This window comes from Micromonospora palomenae (genome assembly GCF_007829925.1).
In the GTDB taxonomy this organism is placed as follows: Bacteria; Actinomycetota; Actinomycetes; order Mycobacteriales; family Micromonosporaceae; genus Micromonospora; species Micromonospora purpureochromogenes.
In genome coordinates this window covers 126,115-146,828 of the sequence record NZ_VIXA01000001.1, presented here as the reverse complement: position 1 = coordinate 146,828, position 20,714 = coordinate 126,115, and the positions used below count along the sequence as shown (strand labels likewise).

At 71.3% G+C, this 20,714-nt stretch carries 21 protein-coding genes; 11 read left to right on the top strand and 10 right to left on the bottom strand.

What is annotated here, in order from left to right; translation table 11 throughout:
* Nucleotides 1–185: 185 nt before the first annotated feature.
* Nucleotides 186–2,159: an anthranilate synthase family protein gene (locus FHX75_RS00615; RefSeq protein WP_154936148.1), complete on the top strand. Its 1,974-nt coding sequence runs from the start codon at nucleotides 186–188 to the stop codon at nucleotides 2,157–2,159.
* A gap of 68 nt (nucleotides 2,160–2,227) precedes the next feature.
* On the opposite strand, the gene wrbA is transcribed toward FHX75_RS00615, so the two are convergent.
* Nucleotides 2,228–2,848 carry an NAD(P)H:quinone oxidoreductase gene (gene wrbA / locus FHX75_RS00610; RefSeq protein WP_154936147.1) on the bottom strand — a complete coding sequence of 207 codons (621 nt, stop codon included), beginning with the start codon at nucleotides 2,846–2,848 and terminating at the stop codon, nucleotides 2,228–2,230.
* Between the two features lie 209 nt (nucleotides 2,849–3,057).
* Between wrbA and FHX75_RS00605 the strand changes: the two genes are divergently transcribed.
* The 3 genes from FHX75_RS00605 (at nucleotide 3,058) to FHX75_RS00595 (ending at nucleotide 5,557) form a co-directional block, all read left to right on the top strand.
* Nucleotides 3,058–3,948, top strand: coding sequence for an LLM class flavin-dependent oxidoreductase (locus FHX75_RS00605; RefSeq protein ID WP_154936146.1), 891 nt, complete (start codon nucleotides 3,058–3,060; stop codon nucleotides 3,946–3,948).
* A 110-nt stretch (nucleotides 3,949–4,058) separates the two neighbouring features.
* The gene (locus FHX75_RS00600; RefSeq protein ID WP_154936145.1) at nucleotides 4,059–4,562 is read left to right on the top strand and encodes a hypothetical protein; all 504 of its coding nucleotides are present in this window, start codon (nucleotides 4,059–4,061) and stop codon (nucleotides 4,560–4,562) included.
* Nucleotides 4,563–4,669: 107 nt separating this feature from the next.
* Nucleotides 4,670–5,557 (top strand): alpha/beta fold hydrolase, encoded by an 888-nt coding sequence (locus FHX75_RS00595; RefSeq protein WP_154936144.1) that lies wholly within the window; start codon nucleotides 4,670–4,672, stop codon nucleotides 5,555–5,557.
* 213 nt (nucleotides 5,558–5,770) lie between these two features.
* Here FHX75_RS00595 and FHX75_RS00590 read toward each other — a convergent pair whose 3' ends face one another.
* Complete coding sequence (locus FHX75_RS00590) at nucleotides 5,771–6,145, bottom strand: DUF4190 domain-containing protein (protein WP_154936143.1); 375 nt, start codon at nucleotides 6,143–6,145, stop codon at nucleotides 5,771–5,773.
* A 174-nt stretch (nucleotides 6,146–6,319) separates the two neighbouring features.
* Between FHX75_RS00590 and FHX75_RS00585 the strand changes: the two genes are divergently transcribed.
* A complete protein-coding gene (locus FHX75_RS00585; protein WP_154936142.1) occupies nucleotides 6,320–7,039 on the top strand; it encodes a YsnF/AvaK domain-containing protein in 720 nt (239 codons plus the stop codon).
* Between the two features lie 167 nt (nucleotides 7,040–7,206).
* Nucleotides 7,207–8,268 (top strand): winged helix DNA-binding domain-containing protein, encoded by a 1,062-nt coding sequence (locus FHX75_RS00580; RefSeq protein ID WP_154936141.1) that lies wholly within the window; start codon nucleotides 7,207–7,209, stop codon nucleotides 8,266–8,268.
* A gap of 111 nt (nucleotides 8,269–8,379) precedes the next feature.
* On the opposite strand, the gene FHX75_RS00575 is transcribed toward FHX75_RS00580, so the two are convergent.
* The 4 genes from FHX75_RS00575 to FHX75_RS00560 are packed head-to-tail and all read right to left on the bottom strand — an operon-like array spanning nucleotide 8,380 to nucleotide 12,779.
* Nucleotides 8,380–9,588: an ABC transporter ATP-binding protein gene (locus tag FHX75_RS00575; RefSeq protein ID WP_154936140.1), complete on the bottom strand. Its 1,209-nt coding sequence runs from the start codon at nucleotides 9,586–9,588 to the stop codon at nucleotides 8,380–8,382.
* A 9-nt stretch (nucleotides 9,589–9,597) separates the two neighbouring features.
* Nucleotides 9,598–10,431: a carbohydrate ABC transporter permease gene (locus tag FHX75_RS00570; RefSeq protein ID WP_154936139.1), complete on the bottom strand. Its 834-nt coding sequence runs from the start codon at nucleotides 10,429–10,431 to the stop codon at nucleotides 9,598–9,600.
* A gap of 1 nt (nucleotide 10,432) precedes the next feature.
* Nucleotides 10,433–11,428, bottom strand: coding sequence for a carbohydrate ABC transporter permease (locus tag FHX75_RS00565; protein WP_154936138.1), 996 nt, complete (start codon nucleotides 11,426–11,428; stop codon nucleotides 10,433–10,435).
* A gap of 58 nt (nucleotides 11,429–11,486) precedes the next feature.
* Entirely contained in the window at nucleotides 11,487–12,779 is a 1,293-nt protein-coding gene (locus FHX75_RS00560) for an ABC transporter substrate-binding protein (protein WP_154936137.1), read from the bottom strand.
* Nucleotides 12,780–13,011: 232 nt separating this feature from the next.
* Between FHX75_RS00560 and FHX75_RS00555 the strand changes: the two genes are divergently transcribed.
* The 4 genes from FHX75_RS00555 (at nucleotide 13,012) to FHX75_RS00540 (ending at nucleotide 15,431) form a co-directional block, all read left to right on the top strand.
* Nucleotides 13,012–13,590: a mycothiol-dependent nitroreductase Rv2466c family protein gene (locus tag FHX75_RS00555; RefSeq protein ID WP_154936136.1), complete on the top strand. Its 579-nt coding sequence runs from the start codon at nucleotides 13,012–13,014 to the stop codon at nucleotides 13,588–13,590.
* A gap of 169 nt (nucleotides 13,591–13,759) precedes the next feature.
* A complete protein-coding gene (locus FHX75_RS30500; RefSeq protein WP_170285258.1) occupies nucleotides 13,760–14,464 on the top strand; it encodes a VOC family protein in 705 nt (234 codons plus the stop codon).
* A 212-nt stretch (nucleotides 14,465–14,676) separates the two neighbouring features.
* Nucleotides 14,677–15,108, top strand: a complete 432-nt coding sequence (locus tag FHX75_RS00545) for a RusA family crossover junction endodeoxyribonuclease (RefSeq protein ID WP_154936135.1) — start codon at nucleotides 14,677–14,679, stop codon at nucleotides 15,106–15,108.
* A gap of 47 nt (nucleotides 15,109–15,155) precedes the next feature.
* A complete protein-coding gene (locus FHX75_RS00540) occupies nucleotides 15,156–15,431 on the top strand; it encodes a hypothetical protein (protein WP_154936134.1) in 276 nt (91 codons plus the stop codon).
* A 123-nt stretch (nucleotides 15,432–15,554) separates the two neighbouring features.
* On the opposite strand, the gene FHX75_RS00535 is transcribed toward FHX75_RS00540, so the two are convergent.
* Entirely contained in the window at nucleotides 15,555–17,435 is a 1,881-nt protein-coding gene (locus FHX75_RS00535) for an AfsR/SARP family transcriptional regulator (protein ID WP_154936133.1), read from the bottom strand.
* Nucleotides 17,436–18,037: 602 nt separating this feature from the next.
* Between FHX75_RS00535 and FHX75_RS00530 the strand changes: the two genes are divergently transcribed.
* Entirely contained in the window at nucleotides 18,038–18,697 is a 660-nt protein-coding gene (locus tag FHX75_RS00530) for a hypothetical protein (protein ID WP_154936132.1), read from the top strand.
* Nucleotides 18,698–18,776: 79 nt separating this feature from the next.
* On the opposite strand, the gene FHX75_RS00525 is transcribed toward FHX75_RS00530, so the two are convergent.
* The 3 genes from FHX75_RS00525 to FHX75_RS00515 all read right to left on the bottom strand — a co-directional run bounded on the left by FHX75_RS00525 (nucleotide 18,777) and on the right by FHX75_RS00515 (nucleotide 20,646).
* Nucleotides 18,777–19,412, bottom strand: a complete 636-nt coding sequence (locus tag FHX75_RS00525) for a hypothetical protein (protein WP_154936131.1) — start codon at nucleotides 19,410–19,412, stop codon at nucleotides 18,777–18,779.
* 66 nt (nucleotides 19,413–19,478) lie between these two features.
* Entirely contained in the window at nucleotides 19,479–19,700 is a 222-nt protein-coding gene (locus FHX75_RS00520) for a hypothetical protein (RefSeq protein WP_154936130.1), read from the bottom strand.
* Nucleotides 19,701–20,271: 571 nt separating this feature from the next.
* Nucleotides 20,272–20,646 carry a hypothetical protein gene (locus FHX75_RS00515; protein ID WP_154936129.1) on the bottom strand — a complete coding sequence of 125 codons (375 nt, stop codon included), beginning with the start codon at nucleotides 20,644–20,646 and terminating at the stop codon, nucleotides 20,272–20,274.
* Nucleotides 20,647–20,714 lie beyond the last annotated feature (68 nt).

The following is a 20,714-nucleotide window of genomic DNA, read 5'->3' as shown; positions in this document are numbered from 1 at the left end:
CCCGGCGGGGGCCGCGTAGGGTGGTCGACATGCTCGCGCACCTGTCCTGCTGGTGGCCCGCCGACCCGGCGGCCACCTTCCGCGCGTAGCTTTCCACGCGGCCGCCCGACGAGGCGGCCGCCGGTCTCTCCCCGGCTCCCGGGCCGCCCCGACGGGCGGCGCCGACGGCCCGGAGGAGACACCGAATGAACCGCCCGCACGATCTGCTCGCCGCCCTCGCGCACGACGCCGACCCCGGCCCGTTCGCGCTCGTCCGTCGCGAGGGCGCCGCGCACCTCGACCTCTTCACAGGTACGGTCCGCACCGCCGACCGGCTCGCCGACCTGCCGCTGCCGGACGGGGCGGCCGGCCCGCGCACGCTGGCCCTGGTGCCGTACCGGCAGATCGCCGAGCGGGGCTTCCAGTGCGTCGACGACGGCACCCCGCTGGAGTACCTGGAGATAGCCGGGCACACGCGGATCGCCCTGGCCGACGCGCTCGCCGCGCTCCCGCAGGCCCCGGTGGTCACCACGGGCGCCGCGTTCGACGTCGCCGACGAGGAGTACGCCGGCACCGTCGAGCGGGTGCTGGCCGAGGAGATCGGCCGCGGCGAGGGCGCCAACTTCGTCATCCACCGCACCCTGCGGGCGACGGTGCAGGGATCGCCGCTGCGGGCCGGGCTGGCGGCGCTGCGCCGGCTGCTGCTCGGCGAGCGGGGCGCGTACTGGACGTTCCTGGTGCACACCGGGCACCGGATCCTGGTCGGCGCGAGCCCGGAGCGGCACGTCAGCGTTGACGACGGGCTGGTGATGATGAACCCGATCAGCGGCACCTTCCGGCACGCCGGGGCGACCCCGGACCGCGCCGCCCTGCTGCGCTTCCTCCGCGACCCCAAGGAGGTCGAGGAGCTGTACATGGTGCTCGACGAGGAGCTGAAGATGATGGCCACGGTCGCCGAGCACGGCGGCCAGGTGGTCGGGCCGTACCTGAAGGAGATGGCGCACCTCGCGCACACCGAGTACCTGCTCGCCGGGCGCGGCTCGAAGGACGTCCGGGAGGTGCTGCGGGAGACGATGTTCGCCCCGACGGTCACCGGCAGTCCGATGGAGAACGCCTGCCGGGTGATCGCTCGGCACGAGCGCTCCGGGCGGCGCTACTACTCCGGCGTGCTGGCCCTGCTCGGGCGCGACGGCGAGGGCCGGCAGACGCTGGACGCGCCGATCCTGATCCGGACGGCGGAGATCTCCCCCGCCGGTGAGCTGCGGGTGCCGGTCGGGGCGACCCTGGTGCGACACTCCACCGCCGCGGGCGAGGTCGCCGAGACGCACGCCAAGGCGGCCGGAGTGCTCGCCGCGTTGGGGCTGGCTCCGCAGGCGCCGGCCGCCGACCCCGCCCGGCCGGCACGCTACGGCCGTTCCGGCTCGGCGCGTCTGGCGCCGCGCCGCGACCCGGAACAGCCGCTCGCCGAGGACCCCGAGGTGCGGGCGCTGCTCGCCGCGCGGAACACGTCGCTGGCCCGGTTCTGGCTCGAGCAGCGGGTGCCCGGGGCGACCACGCTGGCGGGGCTGGCCGGTCGGCGGGCGCTGATCGTGGACGGCGAGGACACCTTCACCGGGATGCTCACCCACCAGCTCGGCGCCCTGGGTCTCGCCGTGGACGTCCGGCCGTGGCAACGGGCCGCCCCGCTCGACGGGTACGACCTGGTGGTGGTGGGGCCCGGGCCGGGCGACCCGGGCGCGGTCACCGAGCCGAAGATGGCGGCGCTGCGGGCGCTGCTGGCCGACCGGCTCGCCGCCGGCCTGCCCACGCTGGCGGTCTGCCTCGGCCACCAGCTGCTCGCCGGCCTGCTGGGGTTGCCGCTGCACCGGCGGGAGGCGCCGTACCAGGGACTGCAGCGGGACGTCCCGTTCTTCGGCACGTCGCGGCGGGTGGGCTTCTACTCCACCTTCACCGCCCTGGCCGACCGCGACCGGCTCGGCACCCGGTACGGGCCGGTGGAGCTGTCCCGTGACCCGGCCGACGGGGCGGTGCACGCGCTGCGCGGCCCCGGTTTCGCCGGGGTGCAGTTCCACCCGGAGTCGGTGCTCAGCCGGGACGGGCTGGCCGTCCTGGCGGACCTGCTCGGGCACCTGCTGGCTCGTCCGGCGCTGACCGCGCATGGACCGGCCGATCACGGGTAGGGGTTGCGGCGACCGGTGGTCCGGACGGGCCGAGAGCCCCCGCCCGGATCGCCGGTCGCCGGAGTGGGTCAGCCGGCGGCCAGGCCGCGCTTGACCGCGGCGCCGAGGCGTACCGCCCGCTTGGCGGTCAGGGCGGTGGCGCCCAACGCCAGCTGGTCCGGAGCGGTCTCCCCGTTGTTGCTGGTGTGCGAGGCGCCGTACGGGTTGCCCGCGGCGAACTGGCTCGGCTCGGTGTAGCCGGGGGTCACCACGAGGCCGCCCCAGTGGTAGAAGATCGTGAACAGCGACAGCAGGGTGGACTCCTGCCCGCCGTGCGAGGTCGCGGTGGAGGTGAAGGCGCTGTAGACCTTGTCCACCAGGGCGCCCTGCGACCAGAGCGGGCCGGTGGTGTCGATGAACTGCTTGAGCTGGGCGGCAATCATCCCGTAGCGGGTGGGCGAGCCGAAAATGATCACGTCGGCCCAGGACAGGTCGTCGAGCTGGGCCTCGGGGACGTCCTGCGTCTCCAGGTGGTGGGCCTGCCAGCCCGAGTTGGAGCGGATCGCCTCGGCGGGCGCCAGCTCGCGTACCTTGCGCAGGCGCACATCGGCGCCAGCCTCGCCGGCGGCCTCGCAAGCCGCCTGCGCCATCTGGTAGGTGATGCCGGTCGCGCTGTAGTAGACCACCGCTACCTTGACCTGGCCGTCCATCGGCACGTCCCTCCTCGGTTCGAATCAGCTCCCGCGACTACCCGTCAGGTGCCGGGTCAAACGAGCGACCGCGCGGAGCCTGCCCTGGTCGAGGCCGGCATCCCGCACCCGGATCGGTGGACTGCCCGCGGCCGTGACGGGAAGGAGAGGCGGATGAGCATCGGAGCGCGGCGGCCCTCGTGCCCGCCCTACGCAGGGGCTGACCGGCGATGAGCGACTACGGTCACCCGCTGCTCTTCGGATCGTTCACCACCCCGGCGAGCGACGACCCGGCGGGCACCGTCGCCCTGGCCGTGCTGGCCGAGCAGGTCGGGCTGGACCTGGTCACCTTCCAGGACCACCCCTACCAGCCGAAGCTGCTCGACACCTGGACGCTGCTGAGCTACGTCGCCGCGCGGACCAGCACGGTGGGCCTGTCGGCGAACGTGACGAACCTTCCGCTGCGCCCGCCGGCGGTCCTCGCGCGCAGCGTGGCGAGCCTCGACCTGCTCAGCGGCGGCCGGGTCCGGCTGGGCCTGGGGGCGGGCGCGTTCTGGGACGCCATCGAGGCGATGGGTGGCCGCCGGCTCACCCCCGCGCAGGGGGTGCGGGCCTTGGAGGAGGCCATCGACGTCATCCGCCAACTGTGGGACGCCGGCGCGCGCGGCGGCGCGCGGGTCGACGGCGAGTTCCACCGGGTGCACGGCGCCAAGCGCGGCCCGGCCCCCGCCCACCCGGTGCCGATCTGGCTGGGCGCCTACAAGCCCCGGATGCTCGCGCTCACCGGCCGGCGGGCCGACGGTTGGCTCCCGTCGCTGGGCTACCTGCAACCCGGCGACCTGGCCACCGGCAACCGGATCATCGACGACGCCGCCCAGCAGGCCGGCCGGTCGCCCCGGGACGTCCGGCGGCTGCTCAACATCACCGGACGGTTCGGCGCGGTCGGTCGCGGCCCGCTGGACGGACCCGCGGAGCAGTGGGCCGAGGAAATGGCGGACCTGGCCCTCAGCGAGGGCGTCAGCGTCTTCATCCTCGGCAGCGACGATGCCGACGACCTACGCCGATTCGCCGCCGAGGTGGCGCCCGCCGCCCGCGAGCTGGTCGCCGCCGACCGGCGCTGAACCCGCACGGCATTTGGCATCTAGTCAAGACTGTCTATGTCTGGTAGAAATCCTTCAAGGTCGGCCTCCTCCTTCGCAAAATTCCCACCACGCACGGGAACGGGAGAGCCATGACGTCCCACCGATCAACCCTGCGCCGCCGCCTGCTCACCCTGCTGGTCGCCACCGCCGCCACGATCGGCGCCGCGCTCGGGCTGGCCAGCCCGGCATTCGCCATCAGCCACTCCAGCGCCACCTCGCAACTACGCGCCGCCGGCATCTCCTGGACATCCAGCGGCAACTGCAGCGACCGCTACGTCTCGACCTGCACCTCGTTCGACGGCGTCCGCCAGGCCACCATCGACGGGATCATCACCTTCAAGCGCGCCAGCGGCTGCGCCGTCACCATCACCGCCGGCACCGAGGTCGGGCACGCCAGCGGCACCTACAGCCACTGGAACGGCTACAAGCTCGACATCGCCCTGAGCACCTGCATCCAGAACTACATCACGTCCCACTACACGTACGTCGGCTACATCTCCGGCTTCGGCTACCAGTACCGGGCGGCCTCCGGCAACCTCTACACCAAGGAGGGCAGCCACTGGGACATCCTCTTCTACACCTGCGGCTGCTGACCCCGACGTGACAGGAGAGAGCCGTCCCGGCCCACCGGGGCGGCTCTCCTGCGGTCGGCCCGCCGGGGGCGGGGTTTGCCCGGGTCGGGGGCGGGTAGGGCGGGGCCATGGGAGCCGTTCCGGTGGCGCACCGGATTGTCGACGTCGACGGCATCCGCACGTTCTACCGGGACGCCGGGCCGGTGGACGCCCCGCTGGTGCTGCTGCCGCACGGCTACCCGTCCTCGTCGTTCCAGTTCCGCAACCTCATGCCGGCGCTCGGCGACCGCTGGCGGCTGCTCGCCCCGGACCTGCCGGGCTTCGGCTACACCCGGGCCGACGCGGCGCCGTTCGCCTACACCTTCGACGGGTACGCCGACTTCCTGCGCCGGTTCACCGACGTCCTCGGGTTGCGTCGCTACGCCATCTACCTGCAGGACTACGGCTCCCAGTTCGGGCTGCGGCTGGCGATGAGCGCGCCGGAACGGGTCGCGGCACTGGTCATCCAGAACGGCGACATCTACGAGGACCAGCACGGGCCCAAGTACGCGCCGCTGAAGAAGATGTGGGCCGACCCGAGCCCGCAGGCGCTGGCCGACGTGGCCGAACACGTCTCGGAGAGCGGGTTCCGCGCCGAGTTCCTCGGCGAGGTGCCCGGCGAGATCGCCGACCGGATCAGCCCGGACCTGTGGACGCTCTCCTGGGCGCAGGTGGGCCGGCCGCCGGGCCCCGACCACCTCGTGCACCTGCTCGCCGACCAGCGCAGCACCGTCGACTGGTTCCCGCGTCAGCAGGCGTACCTGCGGGAGCACCGGCCACCCACACTGATCGTCTGGGGGCCGCACGACGGGTACATGCCCGAGGGGGCCGCCCGCGCGTACCTGCGCGACCTGCCGGACGCGGAGCTGCACCTGCTCGACGGCGGCCACTGGCTGCTGGAGACCCACCTCGACGAGGTGGTGTCCCTGATGCGCGACTTCCTCGGCCGGGTCCACCCTCCTGGCGCCGGGACGTAGCCGGCTCAAGATTTGCGCAAGTTCCCTGCGGGGCGGGTGCCCGCCGCCCTCGCCGACCGGGATCCTGGTCGCACGGGCGCCGGCGGCCGGGACGCCGCCGACGCACGATGGACCTGAACGGGGGATCGCGCTCCGCCCGCGAAGGCGGGCGCAGCGCGATCAGGGCCCGTGTCAGCTGAGGGCTCCGCCACCGGGTCGGCGGCCCGGTCCGGCTCAGTCGTCGAGCCGGTCGCGCAGGTCGTCGACCTGTTGCTGGAGGCGGTCCACCGCACCCTCGTCGTTGACGAAGGTGCTGATCCCGGCCACGAGGGCCAACCCGAGCAGCACCGCCAGCACGCTGAGCACCAGCCCACCGATCGCCACCCCCCGCCCGGTCACCCCCGGGCGGCGGCTCATCTTCAGCCCGACGATCCCCAGGATCACCCCGATGATCCCGAGCAGCAGACCGATCCAGGCGAGGATGGCGGTCAGCACGCTGAACAGCGCCGCCACGCCGAACACCAGGGCGAAGGTGGCGGCGGCGCTGGTCTTGGCCGGGGTACCTCCGGCGGGGCGGGCGCGCGGGGCGGGCTCACTGGATGCAGTCATCTCATACCTCGCAATCTTCGCTACGGTCCCGGACGGCGCATCCCCGATGTCCCGACACTTATGCGTCGCCTCCGGCACCTGTCCTCCCGCTGCTGCTATCCACGGCCGCCCCGACGAATGTGCTCCGGACGGGCCGGGTAGCCAGGTCGTGACCCACGAGAGGAAGGACGAACGATGCGACTCACCGAACAGCAGGTCCGCTCGCTGTACGGGCAGGACGTCCAGGACCGCTCGGGCGCCAAGATCGGCACTGTGGCCCAGGTCTGGGCCGATCCCGCCGGCGAGGCCACCTGGGTCAGCGTGAAGACCGGCGTGATGGGCCACCACGAGTCCATGGCGCCGCTGGCCGGGGCCGGGATGGCCGAGGGTCGCCTGCGGGTGCCGTACGACAAGGCGACCGTGCGCAGCGCGCCCGCCGTCGAGTCGGGCACCGAGGCGCCGCTCGGCGCGGACCAGCTCGCCCAGCTCTACCGGCACTACCAGCTCCAGCAGCAGGAGCAGCCGCAGCGGCGGCCCGGTGCGCCGGAGATGACCCGGTCCGAGGAGCGGCTGCGGGTCGGCACGCAGAGCGAGCCGGCGGGCAAGGCCCGGCTGAGCAAGCACGTGGTGACCGAGGACGTGCACACCACGGTGCCGGTCGAGCACGACGAGGTACGGGTGGTGCGCGAGCCGATCACCGCGGCGAACCGCGGCGACGCTCGGCCGGACATCCGCGACGAGCAGCGTGAGATGGAGCTGCGCGCCGAGCGGGCGGTGGTCAGCAAGGACCAGGTGCCGGTCGAGCGGGTCCGGCTGAACAAGGACGAGATCGTCGAGAATGAGCCGATCGACGCGCAGGTCCGCCGCGAGCGGGTCGACGCGGACGTGCCGGAGCCGGCACGCCGGCGGCGCTGACCGCGCCCGCCACGGTCGATGATCGTGCACGCCGGGCGGGTGGGCCACGGCCCGCCCGCCCGGTCGCGTGTCCGCGTCGGTGTCGGTGCCGCCGCCTAGGCTGACCGTCGTTCCGGGCGAAGGGCGGCACTGTGCGGTTGACCGGCGGCGAGGCGTTGGCGTTACGGATGACCAGCCTGCTGTTGCGGGAACACCCGCGCGGCCGGCCGCGGGACGTCACCGGCGTGGTCGAGTGGTTCGGCGCGATGCAGGCGCAGGACGCCGCGAGCGGCCTGTGGTCGCTGGGCACCCGGCTGCCCGGGTGGACGGTGGCGGACGTGCGGGCGGCGCTGGAACGCCGGGAGGCGTTGCGGACCTGGCCGATGCGGGGCACCGTGCACCTCGTACCCCCGCGGGACGCCCGCTGGATGCTCGAGGTGACCGGCGTGCGGGCGCTGAGCGGCGCGGCGGCCCGCCGGACCGCGCTCGGCCTCACCGAGGCCGACGCCGACCGGGCGGCCGACGTGCTCGGGGCGGCGCTGGCCGGCGGCGGCCGGCTGACCCGCGCCGAGTGCCTGGCCACCCTGGCCGCCGCCGGCATCGACCCGGCCGGCCAGCGCGGCTACCACCTGCTCTGGTACGCCAGCCAGCGCGGCGTGACCTGCATCGCCCCGCACATCGGGACCGAGCAGACCTTCGCCCTGCTCGACGAGTGGGCGCCCGAGCCGCGCCGTCCCGAACGCGACGAGGCGCTCGGTCTGCTGGCGCTGCGGTACTTCCGGTCCCACGGGCCGACCACCCGACAGGACTTCGCCGGGTGGACGGGGCTGACCGCGGCGGACGCCCGGCGGGGCATCGCGGTGGCCGGCGACGACCTGGCCACGGTGGAGGTGGACGGGGTGCCGGCCGTGCTCGACGCGGCGTTGCTGGACGCGCCCCGCACCGCGCGTGACGACGTGTTGGCGCTGCCGGGGTTCGACGAGTACCTGCTCGGCTACAAGGACCGCACGCTGATGCTCGACCCGGCGCACCGGCAGGCCGTGGTCCCCGGCGGCAACGGCGTCTTCCAGTCCACGATCGTGCGCGGCGGCCGGGTGGTCGGCACCTGGAAGCGCACCATCGGCCGGGCCCGGGTCACCGTGACCGTGCGGCAGCTGACCCCGTTCGACGACTCGACGCGCGGCCGGGTCGAGGCGGCCCTCACCCGGTACGCCGACTTCTTCGGCCTGCCCCTTCATCACTCCTGGTGACCCCGGCTCGGCGGGACACACGTCGCCACGATCCGTAACCGGACTGACCTTCGGCCGGCAATGCGAGAGGGGCCGGGGGTTACACACCCACCGGCCCCTCGGCGACGCCCGTCAGTCGGCCAGCGCGCCTGCGGCCCGGCCCTCGTGCAGGGTCAGGTTGCGCCCGCTGGACGGGTCGAACAGGTGGATCTTCTCCAGGTTGAACCAGACCCGGCGGCTCGTGCCCTCCGTCACCGGGGACTCGGCCGACAGGCGGGTGACCAGGCTGGCGCCGGTGCCGGTGAAGTCGGCGGCGCCGGCGTCGGCGGCCAGTTCCTCCAGCTCGGCGGCGCTGGCCCGCTCCCCCTCGACGGTGAAGTAGACGTACTTGTCCGAGCCCATCGACTCGACGATGTCCACCGGCGCCTCGAACTCCATGCCCCGGCGGCGGGTCTCGTCGTCGACCAGCTCGGCGTCCTCGAAGTGCTCGGGACGGATGCCGAGGATCAGCTCGCGGGGAGCGTCGGCCCCTTCGAGCTGCCGGCGGAGCCGGTCACCGATCGGCACGTCGCCGAGCGCGGTCCGCAGGGTGCCCTCGGAGACCGCCGCGTGCAGGAAGTTCATCGACGGGGAGCCGATGAACCCGGCGACGAAGAGGTTGCGGGGGTGGTCGTAGAGCTCCTGCGGCGGGCCGACCTGCTGCACCGCGCCGCCCCGCATGATCACCACCCGGTCGCCGAGGGTCATCGCCTCGGTCTGGTCGTGGGTGACGTAGACGGTGGTGGTGCCGAGCTGCTTCTGCAGTCGGGACACCACGGTGCGCATCTGCACCCGCAGCTTGGCGTCCAGGTTGGACAGCGGCTCGTCCATCAGGAACGCCTTGGGCTGGCGGACGATGGCCCGACCCATCGCCACTCGCTGGCGCTGGCCACCGGAGAGATTGGCCGGCTTGCGGTCCAGCAGCGTGGTCAGCTCCAGGACCTTGGCCGCCTCGTCCACCTTCTGGTTGATGGTCTCCTTGTCCAGCTTCTGCAGCCGCAGCGGGAAGGCCATGTTCTCCCGGACGGTCATGTTCGGGTAGAGCGCGTACGACTGGAACACCATCGCGATGTCCCGGTCCCGGGGCGCCTTGTCGTTCACCCGCTGCCCGGCGATGCGCAGCTCGCCGGAGCTGATGTCCTCCAACCCGGCGATCATGTTGAGGGTGGTGGACTTCCCGCAGCCGGAGGGGCCGACCAGGATGACGAACTCGCCGTCGGCGATCTCCAGATCGACGTCCTGCACCGCCACGGTCCCGTCCGGGAACCGCTTGCTCACCTTGTCGAGCACGATGTCAGCCACGACTACCACCTATCCCTTGACTGCGCCGGAGGTCAGTCCGGAGACGATGCGGCGCTGGAAGAAGAGCACGAACAGGATGATCGGAATGGTGATCACCACGGCGGCGGCGCAGATCGCCCCGGTGGGATCCTCGAACTGCGACTCGCCGGTGAAGAACGACAGCGCCACCGGCACCGTGCGGGCCCGCTCGGTGGAGGTCAGCGTGATCGCGAAGAGGAAGTCGTTCCAGCAGAAGATGAAGACCAGGATCGCCGTGGTGAACAGGCCCGGCGCGGCCAGCGGGGCGATCACCCGCCGGAACGCCTGGCCCTGGGTGGCGCCGTCCATCTTCGCCGCCTTCTCCAGGTCCCAGGGGATCTGCTTGAAGAACGCCGACAGCGTGTAGATCGCCAGCGGCAGCGCGAAGGTGATGTACGGCAGGATCAGGCCCGGCCAGGTGTCGAAGAGCCCGAGCTGCCGCTCGATCTCGAACAGCGGCGACACCAGCGACACCTGCGGGAACATCGCGATCAGCAGGGAGACGCCGACCAGCAGCTTCTTGCCGGGGAAGTCCAGCCGCGAGATCGCGTACGCGGCCATCGCCCCGAGCACCACCGCGACCAGCGTGGCGATCAGCGCGATGCCGATCGAGTTGACCAGGGCCCGGACGAACTGGTCGGTGTCGAAGATCGTCCGGTAGTTGTCCAGCGTCCACTCGCGGGGAATGAACTTCCCGTCGGTGAGGGTGGCCGGGGTCTTGAACGACAGCGAGGCGATCCAGAGCACCGGGATCAGCGCGAAGACGACGACGATGACGTCCAGCAGTCCCCAGCGCAGCTTCGCCCGGGTGGTGGTTTCGGCCATGTCAGCGCCTCTCCCCGTCGTCGCTGCCCGGAGCAGCGGTACCGAACAGCTTCACGAAGACGAAGGCGATGATCGCCACGGTGAGGAAGATCAGCACCGACATCGTCGAGCCGATGCCGAGGTTGAGGCCCCGGATCAGGTTGTTGTAGGCGAGCATCGACACCGAGGAGGTCTCGTTGCCGCCCGCCGTCAGGACGAAGATGTTGTCGAAGACCCGGAACGCGTCCAGGGTGCGGAACAGCAGCGCGACCAGGATCGCCGGCTTCATCACCGGCAGCATCACCTTGGTGAACCGCTGCCAGGCGGTCGCCCCGTCGGTGGAGGCGGCCTTGAGCAGGTCCTCCGGGACCAGCGCCAGCCCGGCCATCAGCAGCAGGGCCATGAACGGCGTGGTCTTCCAGATCTCGGCCAGCATGATGATCGCCAGCGAGCTGGCCCGCTCGGTCAGCGGCGCGCTGCCGTCGAAGAGGTTGGCCAGGTAGCCGGTGCCGGGCGTCCAGGCGTACCGCCAGGAGAAGGCGGCCACCACCGTGACGATGCCGTACGGGATCAGCGCCGCGGTGCGGACGATGCCCCGGCCGACCAGCGTCCGGTGCATGATCAGCGCCAGCCCCATGCCGAGCACCAGCTCGACGGCGACGGTGACCACCGTGATCAGCATGGTGACGCCGAACGCGGTCCACCAGAACTCGTTGGTCAGCACGGTGACGTAGTTCTCCAGCCCGATGAACTCGCGCTGGTCGGGGAAGCGCAGGTCGAAGCGCTGCAGCGACAGCCAGACCGAGTAGATGATCGGGTAGGCGGTCACCAGCAGCATGACCAGCGCGGCCGGGGCGCAGAGCAGCCAGCCCAGCCGGCGCTCGGCCTTCTTGTTCTCGCTCAGCGGGGTCTTCGCCCGGCGGCCGGCCCGCTGGGCGGGCACCGCCGCGTGCCGGCCGGTGGGCCGCTCGGCCTCGGCCGCGACCTCCGCCCCGGTGGGAGTGGCGTTGATGCTCATGCCGTCACCTCCGGACGGTCGCCGCCACCGGTCGGCCGGCGGCGCTGGGTTCGCTCGGTCACGGCAGGACCCCCTTGGACTGGAGGGCGTCGGAGATCGCGTCGCGCAACTCGTCGGCCGTCCGCTCCGGCTGGATCCCCGACGGCGGCGACAGGATCGCCGACATCACCGTGGAGATGCTCTGGTACGCCGGGGTCAGCGGTCGGACCGCCGGCTCCTTGAGCTCGTCGAGGATGGTCTCCTTCATCGGGTACGCCTCGGCCATCTCCGGGTCGTCGTAGACCTTCTCGATGGTCGGCGGCACGCCGTCGTTGATGGCGGAGAACTTCTGGTTCTTCTCGTTGCGGATGCACCTGGCCGCCTCGAAGGACTCCGTCGGGTGCTTCGAGTAGGCGCTGACCGCCATGTTCACCCCGCCGATGGTGACCTTGCTCGGGGTGTTCGCGTCGATGCCCGGCACCCGGGCCCACTTGACCTTCTTGGCCAGCTCCGGGTCCGCCTCCTGCAACGCCGGGTAGACGAAGGGCCAGTTGACCTGGAAGGCGCCGCCGCCGGCCTGGAACTCCAGCCGTACCGGGTCCTCGGTGGCATTGCTGAACGACGGCGAGGCCACGCCCGACGTGGCGAAGCGCTTGAGCTGGTCCAGCGCCTTGACCGTCCCGTCGTCCATCACGGCCTGCTTGCCGTCGTCGCTGAGGATCTTCCCGCCGGCGCTCTCGGCCAGGGTGTTGTAGAGGACGACCAGTCCCTCGTACTGGGCGCCCATGGTGAGCACCTGGTACGGCTTGCCCTGTCCCTTGAGGTCCTGGGCTGCCTTGATCATGTCGTCCCAGCTGGTCGGGGCCTGCGGCACCAGGTCACTGCGGTACCAGAGCAGCTGCACGTTGGTGTTCTTCGGGGCGGCGTAGAGCTTGCCCTCGTACCGGGCGGTCTCCAGCGGGCCGGTCAGCGTGCCCTGCTCCACCTCGGCCTTGTCCTGGCCGGTCCACTCACGGATCCAGTCGGCGCTGGCGAACTCCTGGGTCCAGGTGACGTCGAGGCCGAGCACGTCCATCCCGGTGTCCTGCGCGGCCAACCGACGGACCATCTGCACCCGCTGGTCGTCGGCCTGCCGCGGCAGCACCCGGTAGGCGATCCGGTAACGCCCCTGTGCCTGGGCGTTGCAGTCGTCGACCACCTTCTGGAGGTTCTGCTCCGGCGGGTAGTACAGGTTGATCGTGGGCGTACCGCCGCTTGCGCCATCGGAGCCGCACGCCGCCAGTGGCGTGACCAGCGCCAGCGCGGCGGCGGCCGCCCCGAGCCGGACGCTCGGACGGCGCCGATGTCGGATCGCTTCGGGGTCTGTCGTCATCGCCCTCCCCCTTTCTTCGGCGAGAGACCGGGGGAAGGCCCGTGCCCCGGCGCACGGCGAGACGGCCCGGGCGGAGGGCGGCGGAATCGCGCCAAGTCCGGGCGTTTCGTGCGCCCACAGTGCCCGACCCGCGACACCGCGAAACCTCAGCGTGACGACGCGCATTGTCCGGGCGGGGTGTGCCGGAGATCACCGCGGTGCGGGTCGATCAGCCCCGCCGTAGGCTCGGCCGATGGATGCGACCTTCTTCTTCGACCCCGCCTGCCCGTGGACCTGGCGCGCCTCGCGCTGGCTGGTGCGGGTCGCCGAGGCCCGAGGGCTCAGCGTCGAGTGGCGGGCGTTCAGCCTGGCGATCCTCAACGAGGGCAACGTCCCGCCGCAGTTCGCCGACGCGCTGACCGCGTCGAGCCGGGCGCTGCGGCTGGTGGAGGCGCTGCGCGCCCAGGGCCGCCCCGAGGACGTCGCCCGCTTCTACGCCGAACTCGGCGCGCGCAGCCACGACGCGGGCAACCCGCTCGCCGCGTCGATCGTGACCGCGGCCGTCGACGCGGCCGGGCTGGGCGAGGCGGCGCCGGCCCTCGACGACGAGCGCTGGGACGAGGCGGTACGCGAGTCGCACGCCCTGGCGTACGCCTCGGCGGGCCCGGACATCGGCGCGCCGGTGCTGATGGTGCCCGGCGCGGAGCGCGGCATCCACGGGCCGATCCTGACTGAGGTGCCCGAGCTCGACGACGCGCTGACCATCTGGGACTCGCTGCTGCCGCTGCTGCGGATACCGGCCTTCCACGAGATCAAGCGCGGCCGCCGCTGACCCTCCCCCGGCCGCGGGTCGCGGCTCGCGGCTCGCGGCTTGCGGCGTGTCGGGGTGTCCTGCCTGCGGGAGACCCCGACACGCCGCAAAGCGCGTGGATCATGGCAGGTGCGCGGGGCGGCCCGTGGCGGGGCGGCGTGGTGTCAGGGCCGACGGGCATGATGGCCGGATGATCGCGCGCTTCAAGGACCTCTGCATGGACGCCGCCGACACCCGCTCGCTGGCCGGGTTCTGGGCCCGGATCCTCGGTGGCGAGGCGGTCGACACCGGCGACGGCGACTTCCGGGTCGACCCACGGCCGGGCGGGGCCGGGCCGGAGTCGATCTGGGTCAACCGGGTGCCCGAGCCGCGTACCGGCAAGACCCGGGTCCACCTGGACCTGCGACTGGCCGACGCCGACCCGGCGGCGCTGCTGGCCGCGGGCGCCCGGCTGGTGCGGGAGCCCGACGCCGAGATCAGCTGGTGGGTGCTCGCCGACCCGGAGGGCAACCAGTTCTGCGCGTTCGCGCCGCGCGAGGGCAGGCGGCCCGGGCCGTTCGAGATGGTGGTGGACAGCGCCGACCCGACCGCCCAGGCCACCTGGTGGGCGGGCGTGGTGGGCGGCCGGGTCAAGACCACGGCGGAGGGCCACGCCTCGGTGGTCGGCGCGGCCGGCTTTCCCTGGGACTACTGGGTCTTTGATCCGGTGCCGGAGCGCAAGCGGGTCAAGAACCGGGTGCACTGGGACGTCGACCTGACCGGCCCGGACGCCACCGCACTGATCGCCGCGGGGGCGACGCTGCTGCGCGAGCCCGACGACACGGTCGGCTGGTGGGTGCTCGCCGACCCGGAGGGCAACGAGTTCTGCGCCTTCGCCCCGCGCCGGCCGGCCTGACCGGCGGTCGTTCCCACCAGGTGGGCACGGTGGGGCTACCCCGCGCCCGCCGGGTCGACTAGCGTCAGGTGAGCTTCACCAGCCAGCGCGTCGCCGTCGAAGTCGATACGCCTCCGGCCGACCCCAGCCCGCCCGAACGGTTGGTTCTCGCGCGAACTTCCCTCCGCCGGTCCACCGGTTGGGCAGGATCGTCCCCACGAGGAGGTGCCGTCGTGCAGGACACCCGCGCTCTCGCCCTGACGTTCGAGGTGAGCGGCCTGCCACCGGTCAAGACCGAGGCGCTGTCCATCTTCGCCGCCGGACACCGGCAGGCGACGAGGGTCCGCGCCCTGCTCCAGGCGGCCTGCGCCGCGGCCCAGCACACCGGCTGGACGCCGCTGGCCGGGCCCGTCGAGGTCGACCTGATCCTGCGCTGCCCGCCGGGGCACCGCACCTCGGACGCCAGCACCCTGCTCGGCGGGGTGTGCGCGGTGCTCCAGGACAAGAAGCGGGTCGCCAACATCGGGCTGGCCCATCTCGGCGTCCTGGTCGACGTCGCGCTCTACGACGACGACCGGCAGATCCGGCGGCTGTCGTACGCGGAGGAGCCCGCGGAGGACTTCTCGTACCAGGTCCGGGTGGCCGCCGTACCGGCCGGGGTTTGACCGACGACCGCGGTGGGGTACCGCGGACGCCGACGAAGGGAGCGCCGATGTCGGAGCCACATGTCACGCTCGATCCGAGCGGGCTCGACCCTGTGCAGCAGAAGCTGCGCGGCCCGCTGGAGGATCAGCTGACCTCGGCCCTGCAGGCGGCCACCGAACGGGTCCGGGCCAGCTACGCGGGCGAGCCGGTCGAGCAGGTCTGCCAGCGGCTGCTCGACGAGACCCGCGCCGGGCTGCACCCGGACATCGCGGCCGGGTTCAACCCGGACATGGACGAGTTCTGCCGGGTGGCGGTGGCGATCGTCCGCAGCGAGGTCTCCTGACCCAGGCGCCGACGGGCCCGGGCCCCGCACCGGGCCAGTCGGTAGTTACGACTCGGCGTCACCGCCCGCTGCGGCCCGGCCAGGGCGAGATCGTCGGTGGCTGGCACTCCGATCGGCAAACTGTCAGGCGGCCAGCGGATCCACCCGCCAGCCGGTCAACGGATGCGCCGCGACGGGCGGCACCGCGGTCAGTTCCGCGGCGTACTCCCGGACCAGCCCCGGCAGCCGGTACCGGCCGGGCTCGTCGCGGTGGACCAGGTGCGCGTCGACCAGATCGTCCAGGGCCCGACGCAGCCGGGAGGCGGAGACGCCGAGCTGCCGGGCCGCCCGATCGAGCTGGAGCGGGGCGTCGGGCGCCGCGCCGAGCAGCACCAGGAGCTGCCCGGCCACCTCGTCCTCGGCGCGCACCGCCGCGACGACGGCCGCGAGGCTGGCCCGCACCGACAGGTCCTCGTAGTCCAGCAGGTCCAACTGCTCCCGCCCGTCGGTGAGCTGGCCGATCAGGGCCTCCACCGACCTGCCCGGCCGAGCCGCCAGGCGCATGCCCGCGATCCGCAGGGCGAGCACCGAACCGGCGCAGAGGCGTACCAGTTCAGCGGTGGCCGTCGCGTCGGCGAGAAGCCGCTGCGGGCCGGCGAGCGTGCCGAGCAGGTCACGCGCCTCGGCGGCGCCCAGCGGGCGCAGCGTCACCCGCTGTACCCCGTCCAGGCTGCTCAGTCGGGTCTGGCCGACCACCAGGAGGGCCGGACCGGGCCCGGCCGGGAGCAGCGGTCGCACCTGGGCGGCCCGGGTGACGCCGTCGACGACCAGCAGCAGCCGGCGACCAGCGACCAGCGACCGGAACCAACCGGCGCGCTCGTCGGTGTTCTCCGGTACGTCGGCGGGGGCGACCCCGAGCGCGCGCAGCACCCGCGCAAGCACCTCACCCGGGGTCACCGCGCGCTGGTGGCCGAGGTCGACGAAGACCTGCCCGTCCGGGAAGTCGCGGGCGAGGGTGTGCGCGGCGCGTACCGCCAGGGCGGTCTTGCCGCTGCCGAAAGCGCCGGTGACGACCACGGTCGCCGGTGCCGTACCGCCGAGGGCCGTGACCACCTCGGCGGTCTCCCGGGCGCGGCCGACGAAGGTGACCAGATCTGCCGGCAGCTCTCGGGGGACGGTCCAGCCGACGCTCCCGGCGGGCCACGGCGCAGGCGTCGGCGCGTCGCCCGGCGGCGCAGCGACCGGCACGGTCGTCGTCGTGACCGGGGCGGCCGGCGGGGTGTACGCCAGCTCCGAAGCCCGGTCCAGCATCGCGCGGTGCAGGTTGGCGAGCTCCTCGCCCGGCTCGATGCCGAGCTCCTCGTCCAGTATGGCCCGGGCGTCCCGATACACCGTCAGTGCCGCCGGGACGTCCCCGCAGCGGTAGAGAGCGAGCATGAGCTGCCCCCAGGCCCGCTCGCGCAGCGGGTGCGCGGCAAGGTGTACGCGTAGCTGGGGCAGGAGCTGTCCGTGCTCGCCGGCGGCGAGCCGCGCCTCGGCGAGTTCCTCGAATACCTGGAGCCGCTGCTCGTCGAGGCTCGCCCACCGGCTGTCCAGCACGGTGCCACGAGGCAGGCCGTCGCCCGAAGCCCCGCGCCAGTACGCGAGCGCGGCGGTGAGAGTCCTGACGGCACCGGCTGGATCGGCCGCAGCGAGCAGTGCCCGCCCTTCTCCCGCCAGCCGGTGGAACTCGGTGACGTCCAGCTCGTGCGGCGACAACCGCAGCTGGTACGCGTTGGGCCGGGCGACCAATCGGTCGCCCAGCTCCCGGCGCAGGCCGGCGGCGTGGGAACGCAGATTCGCCACCGCGGAGGCCGGTGGGATGTCGGCCCACACCATGTCGGCCAGCCGTTGCAACGAGACCGACTGGTTCGCCTCCATCGCCAGGCCGGCGAGGACGGCTTGCCGCTTGGCCGCGCCCGGCGTGACGACCTGGTCGTCCACGCGCAGCTCCATGCTGCCCAGAAGCCGAATCTGCAGTTTCATCGCCGCTCCCCCGTTGAACCTCGAGCGCGCCCAGGTTAGGTGGACGGTTGCGGGTGCAACAAGGCAGAAATCGGGCAATGGAAGGTGACGAATATCAATGACCTGAGACGGTGTGTCGCGGTAACGAGAAGGGGGCCGGAAGCGCTCCCGGCGCGCCGTCACACGGTGTGATCGCCATCGCCGTGGGCTCGCTCGGTCACCGACCAGTGCACTGCCCAAATATTGCCAGCTTGAAACAACGACGGGAGCGATCTACATCAGTCCACACCGGAGAAGGCGGTCCGCCAAGCAGCCGGACGGGCGAGGGGGGTGCGACTCCGGTGTGTCACGATCTACGTCCGGCCGGGCCCGGTGATCCACTCGATGAAGCACCGCTGACCTTTGGTCCGGCCCGCGTCCGCCAATCGGCCGAGCCGAGAGTCCTCGCCACATCCATCGCACCGCCCAGGCGGCTCGGCCGCCAGGTGCATGGCGACGGCCAGCGGGCGCACAGGGGCACCACACCTGTCGCACTCGGCGTCCGGGCCCGTCGATCACCGGCAGGTACTGCTCAGCAACCGAGCACAAACCTCAGGTCCGGCGCCGACTCGTAGGCTTGCCGGGTGACCGTCTACGACACCGCCGCCAAGCTGCCACCCATCGATGTGGTGCGCGACCGCTCCCGAGCCCTGGCGATGCTCGACTCCATAATCGACGGCGTCTACTACGACTACAGCCGCAGACGGGGCGAGAGCGAAGCGGCGTCGATGCGCAACGGCAGCGGCGAGGAGTACGACATCGTCTTCGCCGCCGACGGTGCTTTCATCCGCGGCGTCTACCACGATTCCCCCATGCACAACTACACCGGCGGCCAGCTGTGGCCCGGCCTGTTGGAGGGGTTGCCCCCACAGTTCGCGCCGCTGGTGCACGAGGCCACGTTCTGCCACGAGGACGGCACACTCGACGCCACGTTCGTGCTCTGGCGGCGCTCCGCGGACGACCGGTGGCAGGCCGGCGAGGGGATCGACCTCTCCCCCGCCGACGACGAGGAGACTGATCCCGACGGGGCCTGGCTGCTCGACATCCTGTGCGACGGCGGCGCCGAGGAGTACCTGGAGTACGCCTGGTCGCTCTACGACATCGAGCTGGACAAAGCCGTGGTCGAGCAGATCCTCGCGCTGCAGCCCCTGACCGATGAGGTCATCCAGGCGCTCAGTCCGCAGAAGCGACTGGCGGACCTGTGGGAGCGGGCGGCGGAGCTGGACTATCCGATCGCGGCCTGACCGCCAGAAACGCGGATGCTTGCCCGCGAGGCGGCACCCGTCCCCACCGGGGGACGGGCGCCGCTCAGATCAGTCCTCTTTACGAGCGACCCGCATCTTCATCCGAATAGCATTTCTCGACCACATCAGCGTATTGCCGAGCAAGAGACTCACTGCGGGAAAGCAGGTTGGCAGGGTTCGGATCACGCCCGCCCTGCTGGATGCTCCGCAGTTCGGCGAGATCAGCATGTCTGGCTTCATTCTCCAAGCCGACGAAATCCACGACCTCCCACTCACCACCCGGGAAGTCTCTCTCTCCCATCTCCCTCGCAGCTTCCGCCAACTCCTCGGCACGCTCGAATACCTCCTGCAACTCATCCAACTCATCCGGAGCAGCCACGAAGTCCAGCACCTCGGTAGCCAGGACCAGATGATCAACGACCTCCGTCTCAAAGGGTGGCCCGTCCGGGTCACTTCCGTCGATCACTTCTCCCAAGCTGACTCGGAGGGCAGCCACATCGTCCTCAATCTCGGCAGATCGCTCGGTGCCCTGCCGGCAGATACGCGTGGCGAGGTCGACCGACCTGGACAGGTGCTCTCGATGCTGCTCGAACCAGGGGGAAAACTTCGGATCCTCGTGGAGATTGCAGTACCGCACGAGAACCAACGCTGCCGCGCACTGCCGAGCCCAAGTGTCGAGCCGGGAGGCCTGACGCATATCATCCGTCAGACTCATCTGAACCTTCTCTCACCCATGAAGGCGAACTTACCCCAAGGCCTGCACGAAGCCGAGGAAACGACCTCAGTACCAGACCTGAAAGCGAAGCACGGTCGGCAGCGATTCGTAGTCAGCCGAGATTCGCAAACGAGCCGGACCTGGACGGTCGGTGGTCACCTGCAACTTGACCTCTTCGAGTGGGTCATGGATAACAAATTGCCCCTGCAGAGATGAGATGGCGCCGTCGAACAGTTCAGCGCCTTCGATCGCCAACTCCGAGGGCTCTCCTTCGTGCAGGTCAACCACCACTGGGCCGTCGATGGAGTGCTGAACACACACATGAATTTAATCCGGGGCGGCATGGACGACGGCACTCCAAGCAAAATCGGCATGCGTATCCACAGAGTTACATCTCTAAAGATGAGCAAACCGTTACCGACGAACGCACGAAATGATCCAAGGAAGCCATCAGGCGGCTCGATTGTAATTGATCTTCTACGCAACCCAAACGCCGTGTTGTCGTCAATGTACGTCAGGGCGGTCATCTCGCGTGCCCCGACTCTGGCGTCAACCTCTCCAGCGTCCATCCCATCCATGATGGCCCGCCCTGCCTGCCGGATCGAGGGCCTTCCACTTGCTTGTAGCAGCAGTTGCACGGATTCCCCTTGATCACCACGTAGCTTCAGGAGCCACCGGATGAGTTCCCGAATTAGTGCATTCTCGATTGCGTTGCCACGCACCCAGGACGGGGCACCGACCATCCGGCAGACTCGACTCATATTGTCCGAACGGCCTAGCACCCGCTCTGGGCTGACCTCAAAGGGACGGCGGCCGCTAAGATCAGCCCTCTTTACGAGCAACTTTCATTTGTTACCGCTCAAACTGCTTCCACTTTGAATGCAAATTCATGAACTCCTACCGCTTCCGTATCGATCTTGAAACCTGCTGCAGCAACGATCGCGCGCAATGCGGACTCCATCGCACCCTGGGCAGACTCGATAAAGGAAAGACGGGGGCTACTCAGATCCCCCTCCGCAGCAAACTGCATCATCGCGTGGCGCAGTTCTTCGCTCAAATTCCACTCGACGAAAACGCCGCCTGACTCATCCGTAGATTCATCGACGTAAACATATGCGCCTGGGTCGGAGCGGTCTCGAGCGGTCGGAACGCCGACGAGCCGGAGACTGCGCATGACACTTTCGGCCAGGTCAGCCAGAGAAGCGGGACGGGGGAGGTCGACATTGTCAGGCATGGCGGTCATCGTAACAGGAACGCGGGCTGACCGACCCGATTGTACAACTGGTCGGCCAGCCCGCTTGC

Bases quoted from the DNA above. Each gene is read 5' to 3' on its own strand.
- FHX75_RS00605 (WP_154936146.1), top strand. From the start codon at position 3,058: ATGAGCGACTACGGTCACCCGCTGCTCTTCGGATCGTTCACCACCCCG.
- FHX75_RS00535 (WP_154936133.1), bottom strand. From the start codon at position 17,435: ATGAAACTGCAGATTCGGCTTCTGGGCAGCATGGAGCTGCGCGTGGAC.
- FHX75_RS00600 (WP_154936145.1), top strand. From the start codon at position 4,059: ATGACGTCCCACCGATCAACCCTGCGCCGCCGCCTGCTCACCCTGCTG.
- FHX75_RS00590 (WP_154936143.1), bottom strand. From the start codon at position 6,145: ATGACTGCATCCAGTGAGCCCGCCCCGCGCGCCCGCCCCGCCGGAGGT.
- FHX75_RS00560 (WP_154936137.1), bottom strand. From the start codon at position 12,779: ATGACGACAGACCCCGAAGCGATCCGACATCGGCGCCGTCCGAGCGTC.
- FHX75_RS00540 (WP_154936134.1), top strand. From the start codon at position 15,156: ATGTCGGAGCCACATGTCACGCTCGATCCGAGCGGGCTCGACCCTGTG.
- FHX75_RS00570 (WP_154936139.1), bottom strand. From the start codon at position 10,431: ATGGCCGAAACCACCACCCGGGCGAAGCTGCGCTGGGGACTGCTGGAC.
- FHX75_RS00585 (WP_154936142.1), top strand. From the start codon at position 6,320: ATGCGACTCACCGAACAGCAGGTCCGCTCGCTGTACGGGCAGGACGTC.
- FHX75_RS00555 (WP_154936136.1), top strand. From the start codon at position 13,012: ATGGATGCGACCTTCTTCTTCGACCCCGCCTGCCCGTGGACCTGGCGC.
- FHX75_RS30500 (WP_170285258.1), top strand. From the start codon at position 13,760: ATGATCGCGCGCTTCAAGGACCTCTGCATGGACGCCGCCGACACCCGC.
- FHX75_RS00580 (WP_154936141.1), top strand. From the start codon at position 7,207: ATGACCAGCCTGCTGTTGCGGGAACACCCGCGCGGCCGGCCGCGGGAC.
- FHX75_RS00565 (WP_154936138.1), bottom strand. From the start codon at position 11,428: ATGAGCATCAACGCCACTCCCACCGGGGCGGAGGTCGCGGCCGAGGCC.
- FHX75_RS00595 (WP_154936144.1), top strand. From the start codon at position 4,670: ATGGGAGCCGTTCCGGTGGCGCACCGGATTGTCGACGTCGACGGCATC.
- FHX75_RS00515 (WP_154936129.1), bottom strand. From the start codon at position 20,646: ATGCCTGACAATGTCGACCTCCCCCGTCCCGCTTCTCTGGCTGACCTG.
- wrbA (WP_154936147.1), bottom strand. From the start codon at position 2,848: ATGGACGGCCAGGTCAAGGTAGCGGTGGTCTACTACAGCGCGACCGGC.
- FHX75_RS00525 (WP_154936131.1), bottom strand. From the start codon at position 19,412: ATGAGTCTGACGGATGATATGCGTCAGGCCTCCCGGCTCGACACTTGG.
- FHX75_RS00615 (WP_154936148.1), top strand. From the start codon at position 186: ATGAACCGCCCGCACGATCTGCTCGCCGCCCTCGCGCACGACGCCGAC.